Source organism: Cupriavidus necator, from assembly GCF_013141915.1.
GTDB lineage: Bacteria > Pseudomonadota > Gammaproteobacteria > Burkholderiales > Burkholderiaceae > Cupriavidus > Cupriavidus necator_B.
In genome coordinates this window covers 1-11,679 of the sequence record NZ_SROX01000036.1, presented here as the reverse complement: position 1 = coordinate 11,679, position 11,679 = coordinate 1, and the positions used below count along the sequence as shown (strand labels likewise).

The window sequence follows — 11,679 nt, the reverse complement described above, 5'->3', positions numbered from 1 at the left end:
GCGGCCGCCGCCGGGCGCGGCGCCGCCGGCGCCGCGGTGCGCGGCAGGCGGGGCTTGGCCGGCGCGGGCGTGGGCGCGGCTGGCCGCGGCGCGCCCACGGCAGGCATGCCGGCGGTGCGCGCAGGCGCAGGTTTGCGTTCGACCACCGCATCCAGCGGCAGCGGGAACTTGCGAGGGGGCGTGGAACTCATCGGGGGCGCGGCGCGGCGATTCTGCGGCTCGGGACCGGGGGCCCTACTTCAGCCACTGGTCGAGCGCGTCGAGCTGACCGCGGTGGGTCAGGTCCAGCTGCAACGGCGTGAGCGAGACATAGCCCTGCGCGGTCGCGTGGAAGTCGGTGCCCTCGCTGGCATCGCGTGCATCGCCGGCCGGGCCGATCCAGTAATTGGTGTCGCCGCGCGGGTTCACCTGCGTGATCACTGGCTGCGACGGATGACGCTTGCCCAGGCGCGTGGCGCGATAGCCACGGATATGTTCGAACGGCAGGCTGGGGATATTGACGTTGAGCAGGAACGGCTCGGCCGGCGGCGTGCCGATGATGCGCTCGACCACGGTGCGCGCCACGCGCGCGGCGGCGTCAAGGTGTTCCCAGCCCTTGTCGACCTGCGAGAAGGCCACGGAGGGAATCCCCAACAGGTAGCCTTCGATCGCGGCTGCGACGGTGCCGGAGTACAGCACGTCTTCGCCCATGTTCTGGCCCTGGTTGATGCCGGACACCACCAGGTCGGGCTTTTCCTCGAGCAGCCCGGTCAGCGCGATGTGCACGCAGTCGGTGGGCGTTCCGTTGACGAAGCGAAAACCTTTTTGCACGCCTTCGCGCGCCTCGTAGATCGACAGCGGGCGCTGCAGGGTCAGGGAATTGGAGGCGCCGCTATGGTTCTGCTCCGGCGCGATGACCGTGATCCGGCCCAGCGGCGCGAGCGCAGCATGCAAAACGGCCAGTCCCGGCGCGAGATAACCGTCGTCGTTGGCGAGAAGGATATGCATGCCGCGATTGTACCTGAGCGCAGGCGCCCAAGCGGCCCGCGCGCCGCCCGATGCGGGGCCGCAGCGACGCGGCGCCGGCGCGGTATGCAGCCGGCAAATAACCGTCTCCATGCCTTCCGCATGAAACAGAACGACCGTGCTATTCCTGCGCTACACTTGCCCCGCCGGCCCGCGTAAGCTTGACTGGCGCGGCATGCCAACACCACCACCGGAGACATGATGAAAGCCGTACTGTGCAAAGCCTGGGGTCCGCCCGATTCGCTGACCATCGAAACGCTACCCGACCTGGTACCGGGCAAGGGTGAAGTGGTCATCGACGTCAAGGCGGCCGCGGTCAACTTCCCGGATGTGCTGATCATCCAGAACAAATACCAGGCCAAGCCTGAACTGCCGTTCACCCCGGGCTCTGAACTGGCCGGCGTAGTCAACGCGGTGGGCGAAGGCGTCACCCACGTCAAGCCCGGCGACAAGGTGATCGCGTACCTGGGCAATGGCGCCTTCGCTAGCCAGGCCAGGGCGCCGGCGGCATCGGTGGTGCCGATGCCGGCTGGCATCGACTTCGAGACCGCGGCGGCCTTTACGCTGACCTACGGCACCTCCCACCACGCGGTGATCGACCGCGGCGAACTGAAGGCGGGCCAGACCATGCTGGTGCTGGGCGCGGCCGGCGGCGTCGGCCTGGCGGCGATCGAGATCGGCAAGGCCATCGGCGCGCGCGTGATCGCGGCCGCGTCCACCGACGAAAAGCTGGCCGTGTGCCAGCAGCACGGCGCCGACGCCCTCATCAACTACAGCACCGAAGACCTGCGCGAGCGCATCAAGGCGCTGACCGACGGCAAGGGCCCGGACGTGATCTATGACCCGGTCGGCGGCATCTATGCCGAACCGGCATTCCGCTCGATCGGCTGGCGTGGCCGCTACCTGGTGGTGGGCTTCGCCAACGGCGAGATCCCGCGGCTGCCGCTGAACCTGGCGCTGCTCAAGGGGGCCTCGCTGGTGGGCGTGTTCTGGGGCGATTTCGTGCGGCGCGAACCGAAAGCCAACCAGGCCAACATGGCGCAGATGCTGGGCTGGATGAAGGAAGGCAAGATCCGCCCGCATATTTCAGCGCGCTATCCGCTGGAGCAGGCTGCGCAGGCGCTCAAGGACATGGAAGCGCGCAAGGTCACCGGCAAGATCGTGATCGTGCCGTGACGGCGCCCGGCGATGCCTTGGCACCGGCCGCCAAAAAAGCAAGGCGCAGGAAGTGTGGCTACACCCTTGCGCCTTGCGAGGCGAACCGCCACGAGTTGCCTGTGTGAACGCCGGCGTGAAGGCTGAGCCGGCGCCGGCGTGGATGCCGCCTGCCCTCGCCCCCGCCCCCTCTCTCGCAAGGGTGAGAGGAGAGCAAGCCCGCGGCAACGCTTAGTTCACAGCTTCTCCGTCTCCCCGCTCTGCGGCTGCCACTTCATCAGCCGCTTCTCGCCGATGCCGACCATCCAGTCCAGCACCAGCGCAAACGCCGTCAGCACCACGATCCCGGCAAACACGGTATTGATGTCGAACGTGCCCTCGGCCTGCAGGATCAGGTAGCCCACGCCGCGCGCCGAGCCCAGGTACTCGCCCACCACCGCGCCGACGAAGGCCAGCCCCACCGACGTATGCAGCGACGAGAACACCCAGCTGGTCGCGCTCGGCAGGTACACATGGCGCAGCAGCTGTTTCTGGTTGGCGCCCAGCATGCGCGCATTGGCCAGCACCACCGGGCTCACTTCCTTGACGCCCTGGTAGACGTTGAAGAAGACGATGAAGAACACCAGCGTCACCGCCAGCGCCACCTTCGACCAAATGCCCAGGCCGAACCAGACCGCGAAGATCGGGGCCAGGATCACGCGCGGCATCGAGTTCATGGCCTTCACGTAGGGATCGAGGATGGCCGAGGTCAGCGGGCTCAGCGCCAGCCACAGGCCGACGCCCAGCCCTGCCACCGTGCCGATGCCGAAGGCCAGCACGGTTTCGATCAACGTCACGCCCAGGTGCAGGTAGATATCGCGCTCGACGATAAACCAGCTCCAGATGCGTTGCGCCACCATCAGCGGCTCGCCAAAGAAAAAGGCAACCTGTTGCGAGCGCGTGGCCGCATGCCACACGCCGAGGATCACCACCAGGACCAGCAGCTGCCAGACGCGCAGCATGCCCTTGGAATCAGTACGGAAGGCCATCGGGATTCAGTTCTTGTTGAGTTGGGACGCAGGCCGGGACGATTCAGGCCACCTTGCGCTGCTGGGCGTAGCCCTTGAGCACTTCCTCGCGCAGCACGTCCCAGATGGCGGCGTGCAGCTCGACAAAACGCGGGTGGTTGCGGATCTCGGCGACGTCGCGCGGACGCGGCAGGTCGATCGCGAACTCGCCGATCGGATGCGTGCCCGGGCCGGCCGACAGCACCACTACGCGGTCGCTCATGGCGATGGCCTCGTCCAGGTCGTGGGTGATGAAGAGCACGGCCTTGCGCTTGGCGGCCCACAGCTCCAGCACTTCGTTCTCCATCAGCTGGCGGGTCTGGATGTCGAGCGCCGAGAACGGCTCGTCCATCAGGATGATGTCGGGATCGAGCACCAGCGTCTGCGCCAGCGCCACGCGCTTGCGCATGCCGCCCGACAGCTGGTGCGGATAGCGATCGCCAAAGCCGCCCAGGCCTACGCGGCGCAGCCATTCCTCGCCCTGCTGCACGGCCTCGGCGCGCGCGGTGCCGCGGAACTCCAGGCCGGCGACGACGTTATCGAGCGCGCTGCGCCACGGCATCAGCGCCTCGGTCTGGAACATGTAGCCGGCGCGCCGGTTGATGCCGCGCAGCGGCTCGCCGAATACGCGCACCTCGCCGCTGGAAGGCTCCAGCAGGCCGGCGCCGACGTTCAGCAGCGTCGATTTGCCGCAGCCGGTAGGACCCACCACCGAGACGAATTCGCCGGGCTGGATCGCCAGCGTGACGTCCCTGACCGCGGTATAGCGCTGGCTGCGGTCATCGCGCGAGACAAAGGTGCAGGTGACCTGGTCGAGTGAAAGTGCGGGAATGCTCATGGTGAACCGTCTCGGTCCCGCCGTGGCGGCGCTGGGGGGGTGCGGCGCGGGCGAGTGATGATGGATGGGCCGTCGTTGCCGCAAAGCAAAGGCCCGCTGCGGGCAGCGGGCCGATGGCAGCGACGGCAAGAAAATTACTTGTACTTGGCGTTGGCCTTCTGCACGAAGGCGTTGGTGTAGGTCTCTTCCAGCTTGATCGACTTGCCCTTCAGTTCGGCGTCGAACTGGCCCAGCGCGTTGAGCGCGGTGCGCGGGCCGTCGGCCGGCATGGTGCCGTCCGGCGAGATCGCTTCCTTGACCTTCTCCCACGCCGCCAGGTACAGCGCGCGATCGCCCAGCAGGTAGCTTTCCGGCACGGTCTTGACGATGTCGGACGGACCCGCCTTCTGCAGCCACTTGAGCGCGCGCACCATGGCGTTGGTCAACGCCTGCGTGGTGTTGGGGTTCTGCTGGATAAAGGCCTGCGACGCATACAGGCAGCCCGACGGCATGTTGCCGCCGAACACCGCCTGGGTGTCCTTCAACGTGCGGGTATCCGAGGCCACGCGCACTTCGTTCTTCTGCGTCAGCATCGACACCACCGGGTCCAGGTTGGCCATCGCGTCGATCTGGCCCGAACGCATCGCCGCCACCGCGCCGGCGCTGGCGCCCACGCCGATGAACGATACGTCCGACGGCTTCAGGCCGGCCTTGGCCAGCACGAAGTTGGCCATCATGTTGGTCGACGAGCCCGGCGCGGTCACGCCGATCTTCTTGCCCTTCAGGTCGGCGACCGACTTGAAGTTGGGCATGGTCTTGTTCGAGACCACCAGCACGATCTGCGGGGCGCGGCCCTGCAGCACAAATTCCTGGTAGCGCTGGCCCTTGGCCTGCAAGTTGATGGTGTGCTCGTAGGCGCCCGAGACCACGTCGGCACTGCCGCCCACCACCGCCTGCAGCGCCTTGGCGCCGCCGGCGAAGTCGACGATCTCGACGTCCAGCCCTTCGTCCTTGAAGTAGCCGAGGCGCTCGGCAATGGTCAGCGGCAGGTAGTAGAACAGGTTCTTGCCGCCCACCGCGATGGTGACCTTGGTCTTCTCCGGCTTGCCCTGTGCCTGGGCCTGGCCGAAGGTGAACCAGCCGGCCAGGAACAGCGCCAGCGCGATCAGGAATTGCTTCCAGAATTTCTTGTTATACATGCGAGATCTCCTACCCGTGTGGACTGGCGCTGCGGCAACGTGCGCTCGAAGGGGGCGCGCCGCGGTGCGGCAAATTGCGATGCTACCGGACGGTGCAGCGCACCGCATCGGTATCAACACCTAGCAAACCCGCCAGCTTAGCGCCCTTACCTTTCGATCACCTTGCCGCAGCGCTGCGGTCATTCCGCCTGGATGTTCGCGGACTTGATCACCTTGGCCCAGCGCGCCAGCTCCGCCTTCTGGTATTGCGCCAGCTGCTGCGGATTCATGTACTTGGCTTCGGCGCCCAATTCCTCGGCCTTCTTGCGGAAGGCCTCGGTGCGCATGATCTTGTCGATCTCGCCAGTCAGCTTGTCGATCACCGGCTTGGGCGTGCCGGCCGGCGCGTACATCGCGAACCACGACGACACGTCCAGGTCGGGGTAGCCGGCCTCGGGCGCCGACGGCACGTCCTTCAGGCTGGGCAGGCGGGTCTTGCTGGTCACCACCAGCGGGCGCAGCTTGCCGGCGGCGATATGGGCCATCAGCGGCGGCGGCGTGGTGATGGTCAGGTCCACCGAGCCGCCCAGCAGGTCGGTCATGGCCGGACCGGTGCCCTTGTACGGCACGTGCGTGATATGCGTGCCGGCCATCTGGTTCAGCAGCTCGGTCGAGACATGCTGCAGCGAGCCGTTGCCCGACGAGGCGTAGTTAAGCTTGTCCGGATTGGCCTTGGCGTAGGCCACCAGCTCCTTCAGCGACTTGACTGGCAGGCTTGGGCGCACCACCAGCACCTGCGGCGCCGACAGGATATTGGCCACCGGCGCAAAGTCCTTGACCGGGTCCCACGACAGGTTCTTCACCAGCAGCGGCGTGATCACGTGGAAGCCCGAGTACTGCAGCATCAGCGTGTAGCCATCGGGCTTGGCGCGCGCCACCAGGTTCGCGGCGATACCGCCATTGCCGCCTGGACGGTTATCGACCACCACCGGCTGGCCAAGCGCCTTGGACAGCGGCTCGGCAATCATGCGGGCGGCCAGGTCGGTGGTGCCGCCGGCCGCGGCCGATACCACCAGCGTTACCGGCCGGCCGGGATAGCTGCCGTCCTGCGCCAGCGCCGCCGGGGCGAACCACGCCGCGCCGATCGCGGCCAGGGTGACAGCGACGGCCTTGCGCCGTGCGGGCATGGCGGGCTTGTGTTGAAGGCTGTGTTTCATGAAGGTCTCCAATATCTTGTGGGAATGCGTTGTTGTTGTGGGTGCCGGGCTATGCTTGCCCGGCAAAATGCTCTGCCATCCAGGCCGGCGGCTGGTGCGTGCGCAGGCGCGGGCCGGCGCTCAGCAACTGGCTGTGGATGTCGCGGCCGACCAGCGCCGGCATGCCGGCCACCACGCCGAGCAGCGCGCCCAGGTCGACGCCGGTCTCGACACCCATGCAATCGAACATGTGGACCAGGTCTTCGGTGCTGACATTGCCGCTGGCACCGGGCGCGTAGGGGCAGCCGCCGAGGCCGCCGGCGGCCGCGTCGAAGCGCGTCACGCCGGTCTGCCAGGCGGCCACGGCATTGGCCAGGCCCATGCCGCGCGTGTTGTGCAGGTGGATGGTCAGGCCGGTTGCCGGCAGCGCGGCCTGAAAGGCTTCGCACAGCGCCGCGACCTGGTTCGGATAGGCCATGCCGGTGGTGTCGCACAGCGTGATGCCGGCCGCGCCGGCCTCGGCGAAGCCGCTGGCCAGCGCCATCACCTCGGCCGCATCGACCTCGCCCTCGAACGGGCAGCCGAATACGGTCGACAGCGACACATTGACCGGCACGCCGGCCGCGCCCGCCGCGGCAATCATCGCCAGCAGCTGCTGCCGTGATTGCGCGCGCGTCATGCGCAGGTTGGCGCGGTTGTGGGTCTCGCTGGCCGACATCACCAGGTTGACCTCGTCGGGCCGGCACGACAGCGCGCGCTCCAGCCCGCGCAGGTTGGGCACCAGCGCGGTGTAGCGCACGCCCGGCTGGCGCCGCATGCGGTGCATCAGCGCCTCGGCGTCGGCCAGCGCGGGAATGGCGCGCGCCGAGGTAAATGAGGTGGCTTCAATGCGCGCGAAGCCGCAGGCGGACAGCGCATCGAGGAAGGCAACCTTGGCGTCGGTCGGCACCACCATCGGCTCGATCTGCAGGCCGTCGCGCGGCGCGACTTCATTGATCTCGACGCGGGCCGGGCCGCGCAACAGGCTGGCGGCGGCGCTCATGCGATCACCTTGCGCGCGCGCAGGTCGGCGATGGCGGCGTCGTCGAAGCCGGCCTGCTTCAGCACCGCATCGGTATGCTCGCCCAGCGCCGGGGCGCGGTCATGGATGGCGCCGGGGCTGGCCGACAGCTTGGGCACCACGCCAGGCACTTCCACGGTCAGGCCGCCGGCCGAGGTCACCGACTCGATCACGCCGCGGGCGCGGTAGTGCGGGTCTTCGGCGATGTCCTTGACGGTATAGATGCGGCCGGACGGTACCTGAGCGTCGCGCAGCACTGCCAGGACCGACTCCACGGTCTGCGTGCGGGTCCAGGCGGCGATGGCGGCATCGATCTCGTCGACCCGCTGCACGCGGCCGTCGTTCTGCGCCAGCGCCGGATCGTCAGCCAGATCGGCACGGCCGATGGCCAGCATCATGCGCTTGAAGATGGCATCGCCGTTGGCCGCGACCAGCACGTACTCGCCGCTGGCGCAGGGATAGGCGTTGGACGGCGCGATTCCCGGCAGCGCGCCACCGGCGGGCTGGCGCACCGCGCCGAAGGCCGAGTATTCCGGCAGCAGGCTTTCGCTCAGGTTGAATAGCGACTCGTACAGCGCCACGTCGATCACCTGCCCTTCGCCGCCGCGGGCATCGCGCTGGTACAGCGCCAGCAGCACGCCCATGGCGCCGTGCAGGCCGGCGATGGTGTCGCCCAGCGACAGGCCGGCGCGCACCGGCGCGCGGCCGGGCTCGCCGGTCAGGTGGCGCAGGCCGGCCATGGCCTCGGCCACGGCGGCAAAGCCGGGCTCGTCCTTCTTCGGGCCGGTCTGGCCGTAGCCCGACACGCGCAGCATGATCAGGCGCGGGTTGTCGGCATGCAGCACGTCCCAGCCCAGGCCCCATTTCTCCATGGTGCCGGGGCGGAAGTTCTCGATCAGCACATCGGCCTCGGCGGCCAGCTTGCGCACCAACGCCTGGCCTTTCGGCTGGCGCAGGTCGATGCAGATGGATTCCTTGTTGCGCGATTGCGCTTCCCACCAGACCGAGGTGCCTTCATGCAGCATGCGCCATTTGCGCAGCGGGTCGCCCTGCCCCGGCGGCTCCACCTTGATGACGTGGGCGCCAAAGTCGGCCAGGGTCTTGGCGGCGAAGGGGCCGGCGATGAGTTGTCCGAGTTCGAGGACGCGAATGCCCTCGAGGATCTGTTGCGCCATGGGTGTCTCCGTGCATTGCGGCAGTCTTGTTGCAGTGCGGCAGCGCCATTGACTGGCATGCCATACATTGCGTTCGGACGGAGTTTGCCCCAGCGCGGGGCTTGCCAGGAATCGGCAATCGGAGAAGCGGGCTTTCTTGGAACGCGAAAGGCTTGGCAAAGCCTCGTGACGGGCGCGTCAGAACGGCACCCGGTCCCCGCACAGATGGGTGATCAGCAGCCGCGCGGACACCGTCAGGCCGGCCGGGTCACGCAACCCGATCAGCAGCGAGCGGCGCGCCCAGGGGTCCTGCAACGCCACGAGCGACAGCCCCATCGACTTGACGTGCGGCTCGGCCGCGATGCGCGGCAGCACGCCCACGCCCAGCCCGGCCATCACCATGCGGCACATGGCGTCGAAGCTGCGTACCTGGATGCGCAGCCGGAATGGCCGGTCCAGCCGGCTGCTCTCTTCCAGCAGGCGCGCGGCCAGCGAGGTTTCCTGCGGCAGGCTGACGAAATCGAATTCCAGCGTGTCGGCGTAGTGCACCGGGCCACGCGCGGCCAGCGGATGGTTGGGCGGGGTGATGATGACCAGTTCGTCCTGGCGGTACTCGACCGTCATCAGCCCCGCGGCTGGCGTACGGTCCGCAAAGATACCGACGTCGGCGCGGTTCTCGACCAGCGCGGCAACGATGTCGCGGCTGTTCTGCTCCTCCAGCTCGATGCGGATGGTCGGATGATGCTGCATGAACGAGGCCAGGTCATCAGGCAGGAACTGCGTGATCGCCGAGGTATTGGCGCACACGCGCACCTGCCCGCGCACGCCCGAGGCGTAGTCCGACATCACGCCGGCCATGCGTTCGACGTCCTGCAGGATGGTCAGCGCGTGGTGGAAGCAGGCCTGGCCGGCTTCGGTCAGCTGCACGCCGGCGGCATGGCGAAAGAACAGCGGCGCGCCGACCGCGGTTTCCAGGTCGGAAATGCGCTTGCTCGCCGCCGCCACGGCCAGGTGCGACTGGCGCGCGCCGGCCGAGATGCTGCCTTGCCGGGCCACGGCAACGAACAAGCCAAGCGTGACGAGATCGAAGCGGGCCAGGTTCATGGGTCGGGCGGGAAATAAAAGAACGGGAAAGCGGCAAGCGCGCGCCGGCCAGTGGGCGCGACCGCCACGCCGGCCGGCGCGACGCCGCTCAGAGGTTGCGGCGGTCCATCACCGCGCGGGCAATGGTGCCGGCATCGACATACTCGAGCTCGCCGCCCACCGGCACGCCGCGCGCCAGGCGCGACACCTTGAGGCCGCGCGCCTTGAGCATCTCGCCGATGTAATGCGCGGTGGCCTCGCCTTCGCTGGTGAAATTGGTGGCGACGATGACTTCGCCGACCGGGCCGCCCAGCTCGGGCTCGGTGGCACGCGCCAGCAGCCGGTCCAGGTGGATCTCGCGCGGGCCGATGCCGTCCAGCGGCGAAAGCCGGCCCATCAGCACGAAATACTTGCCGCGATAGGTCAGGGTCTGTTCGATCATGACCTGGTCGGCCGGCGTTTCGACCACGCACAGCACCGAGGCGTCGCGGCGGTCGTCCAGGCAGGTGGCGCAGATTTCTTGCTCGGTGAAGGTATTGCAGCGCTGGCAGTGGCGGATATGGTCCGCCGCGCCGCGCAGCGCGTCGCCCAGCTTGCGCGCGCCCTCGCGGTCGTGCTGCAGCAGGTGGTAGGCCATGCGCTGAGCGGACTTGGGCCCGACGCCGGGCAGCACCCGCAGCGCCTCGACCAGCGCCTGCAGCGAAGTCGGCGACGACGCTTTCACGATGGCCTTAGAACGGCAGCTTGAAGCCCGGGGGCAGCGGCAGGCCCGAGGTCATCGAGCCCATCTTTTCCTGCGTGGTGGCCTCGGCCTTGCGCACGGCGTCGTTGAACGCCGCGGCGACCAGGTCTTCCAGCAAGTCCTTGTCCTCGCCCTCGGCCAACAGGCTGGGGTCGATGGTGACGCGCTTGACGTCGTTCTTGCAGGTCATGACCACCTTGACCAGGCCGGCGCCGGACTGGCCCTCGACCTCGATCAGGGCCAGCTGTTCCTGCATCTTCTTCATGTTTTCCTGCATCTGCTGGGCCTGCTTCATCAGCCCGGCGAGTTGACCTTTCATCATGATGGAATGCTCCTGGATTCGGTAAGAGTTCGGTGACGGAAATTCGGTAAGGCAAAAGCCGCCGGTCAGGCGGCGCGCGGCTGGATCGAGCCTGGCACGATCTGGCCGCCGAAGTCGCGCAGCAGCCCCTGCACGAAGGGATCGGCCTCGATCGCGGCCTCGGCCTGGCGCTGGCGCTCGGCGCGGGCCTCTGCGTCGGCCGCGGCGGCGGTGACCGTGACCCCGCCCACTTCGCAGACCACCCGCACAGGCTCGCCGAAGTGGTCGCACAGCGCCTGCTGCAGGCGCTCGGCGACGCCGTTCTCGCCCAGCGCCGCAACCGGGATGCGCAGGTGGAAGGTGCGCCCGACCACCTGTGTCAGTTCGCTCTGGTAAGCCAGTTGCTGCGCCAGGCCCTTCAGCGGCAGGCCGGCGGCCAGCACCGGCCAGTCGCCGGTGAAGGCCGGCGGGGTGCCGTCTTCGCCCGCCGCTGGCGGGCGCGGCGCGACGAATCTGGCGGATTCCGCTGGTGCCGGCGTCGCCGGCAAGACCGGGTGCTCGCGGGCCGGCTCGGCCTCGCGCACCGGGGCCGCCGCCGGGCGGGCAGCGCCGTTGCGCGATGCCGTGGCGCGCGGCGCCGGCTCGCTGAAACCGTAGTCGTTGTAGCCGGGGTCGCTGTCATACGGACCGATGACCGGCAGGTCGGGCGGCAGTTCTTCCCACGGCGGCACATCGCCCCCCCCGGCAACTTCCCAGGGCGGCACGGATTCGGGCTGCGGCTTGGCTGTCACGGGCCGCGCCCCGGGCGCTGCCGCAGGCCTGGCCGGCTGCAGCGACTGCGGCGGCGCCGGCCGTGCCGCCGGGGCCGGGGCAGCAGCCGGACGGCTCACCGCTGCGGCCGCAGGGGCGCGCAACGGCTGTGCCGGCGGCCGCTGCGCCGCG

General features: G+C 68.6%; 11 protein-coding genes and 2 pseudogenes. 1 reads left to right on the top strand and 12 read right to left on the bottom strand.

Annotated features, from left to right (window positions below; all coding sequences use genetic code 11):
* A pseudogene (locus tag E5S69_RS32005) lies at nt 1-191 on the bottom strand (protein-L-isoaspartate(D-aspartate) O-methyltransferase); the annotation flags it as partial.
* Between the two features lie 43 nt (nt 192-234).
* Nucleotides 235-987, bottom strand: a complete 753-nt coding sequence (gene surE, locus E5S69_RS32000; protein WP_171518315.1) for a 5'/3'-nucleotidase SurE — start codon at nt 985-987, stop codon at nt 235-237.
* Between the two features lie 219 nt (nt 988-1,206).
* Here surE and E5S69_RS31995 point away from each other — a divergent pair, with 219 nt between their 5' ends.
* The gene (locus E5S69_RS31995) at nt 1,207-2,181 is read left to right on the top strand and encodes an NADPH:quinone oxidoreductase family protein (protein ID WP_171518316.1); all 975 of its coding nucleotides are present in this window, start codon (nt 1,207-1,209) and stop codon (nt 2,179-2,181) included.
* Between the two features lie 215 nt (nt 2,182-2,396).
* Here the strand turns inward: E5S69_RS31995 and E5S69_RS31990 are convergent, their stop codons facing one another.
* From E5S69_RS31990 to E5S69_RS31945, 10 genes and pseudogenes are all read right to left on the bottom strand, one after another.
* The gene (locus tag E5S69_RS31990; RefSeq protein WP_171518314.1) at nt 2,397-3,188 is read right to left on the bottom strand and encodes an ABC transporter permease; all 792 of its coding nucleotides are present in this window, start codon (nt 3,186-3,188) and stop codon (nt 2,397-2,399) included.
* A 43-nt stretch (nt 3,189-3,231) separates the two neighbouring features.
* On the bottom strand, nt 3,232-4,044 hold the full coding sequence (locus E5S69_RS31985) for an ABC transporter ATP-binding protein (protein WP_171518313.1): 813 nt from the start codon (nt 4,042-4,044) through the stop codon (nt 3,232-3,234).
* Nucleotides 4,045-4,178: 134 nt separating this feature from the next.
* A complete protein-coding gene (locus E5S69_RS31980; protein WP_171518312.1) occupies nt 4,179-5,222 on the bottom strand; it encodes an ABC transporter substrate-binding protein in 1,044 nt (347 codons plus the stop codon).
* 179 nt (nt 5,223-5,401) lie between these two features.
* Nucleotides 5,402-6,418, bottom strand: a complete 1,017-nt coding sequence (locus E5S69_RS31975; RefSeq protein ID WP_171518311.1) for a Bug family tripartite tricarboxylate transporter substrate binding protein — start codon at nt 6,416-6,418, stop codon at nt 5,402-5,404.
* Nucleotides 6,419-6,467: 49 nt separating this feature from the next.
* Entirely contained in the window at nt 6,468-7,439 is a 972-nt protein-coding gene (locus E5S69_RS31970; protein ID WP_171518310.1) for a hydroxymethylglutaryl-CoA lyase, read from the bottom strand.
* Nucleotides 7,436-8,632: a CaiB/BaiF CoA transferase family protein gene (locus tag E5S69_RS31965; protein WP_171518309.1), complete on the bottom strand. Its 1,197-nt coding sequence runs from the start codon at nt 8,630-8,632 to the stop codon at nt 7,436-7,438. The genes E5S69_RS31970 and E5S69_RS31965 overlap by 4 nt, the downstream gene beginning before the upstream one ends.
* A gap of 177 nt (nt 8,633-8,809) precedes the next feature.
* Nucleotides 8,810-9,715 (bottom strand): LysR substrate-binding domain-containing protein, encoded by a 906-nt coding sequence (locus tag E5S69_RS31960; RefSeq protein WP_171518308.1) that lies wholly within the window; start codon nt 9,713-9,715, stop codon nt 8,810-8,812.
* Nucleotides 9,716-9,803: 88 nt separating this feature from the next.
* Nucleotides 9,804-10,418, bottom strand: a complete 615-nt coding sequence (recR, locus tag E5S69_RS31955) for a recombination mediator RecR (RefSeq protein ID WP_171518307.1) — start codon at nt 10,416-10,418, stop codon at nt 9,804-9,806.
* 7 nt (nt 10,419-10,425) lie between these two features.
* Complete coding sequence (locus tag E5S69_RS31950; RefSeq protein WP_062800650.1) at nt 10,426-10,758, bottom strand: YbaB/EbfC family nucleoid-associated protein; 333 nt, start codon at nt 10,756-10,758, stop codon at nt 10,426-10,428.
* A gap of 65 nt (nt 10,759-10,823) precedes the next feature.
* Nucleotides 10,824-11,679, bottom strand: a pseudogene (locus E5S69_RS31945) (DNA polymerase III subunit gamma/tau); the annotation flags it as partial.

Excerpts from the sequence above, each read along its gene's own strand:
- E5S69_RS31995 (WP_171518316.1), top strand. The coding sequence starts at position 1,207 with ATGAAAGCCGTACTGTGCAAAGCCTGGGGTCCGCCCGATTCGCTGACC.
- E5S69_RS31970 (WP_171518310.1), bottom strand. The coding sequence starts at position 7,439 with ATGAGCGCCGCCGCCAGCCTGTTGCGCGGCCCGGCCCGCGTCGAGATC.
- E5S69_RS31960 (WP_171518308.1), bottom strand. The coding sequence starts at position 9,715 with ATGAACCTGGCCCGCTTCGATCTCGTCACGCTTGGCTTGTTCGTTGCC.
- E5S69_RS31985 (WP_171518313.1), bottom strand. The coding sequence starts at position 4,044 with ATGAGCATTCCCGCACTTTCACTCGACCAGGTCACCTGCACCTTTGTC.
- E5S69_RS31990 (WP_171518314.1), bottom strand. The coding sequence starts at position 3,188 with ATGGCCTTCCGTACTGATTCCAAGGGCATGCTGCGCGTCTGGCAGCTG.
- surE (WP_171518315.1), bottom strand. The coding sequence starts at position 987 with ATGCATATCCTTCTCGCCAACGACGACGGTTATCTCGCGCCGGGACTG.
- E5S69_RS31980 (WP_171518312.1), bottom strand. The coding sequence starts at position 5,222 with ATGTATAACAAGAAATTCTGGAAGCAATTCCTGATCGCGCTGGCGCTG.
- E5S69_RS31975 (WP_171518311.1), bottom strand. The coding sequence starts at position 6,418 with ATGAAACACAGCCTTCAACACAAGCCCGCCATGCCCGCACGGCGCAAG.
- E5S69_RS31950 (WP_062800650.1), bottom strand. The coding sequence starts at position 10,758 with ATGATGAAAGGTCAACTCGCCGGGCTGATGAAGCAGGCCCAGCAGATG.
- E5S69_RS31965 (WP_171518309.1), bottom strand. The coding sequence starts at position 8,632 with ATGGCGCAACAGATCCTCGAGGGCATTCGCGTCCTCGAACTCGGACAA.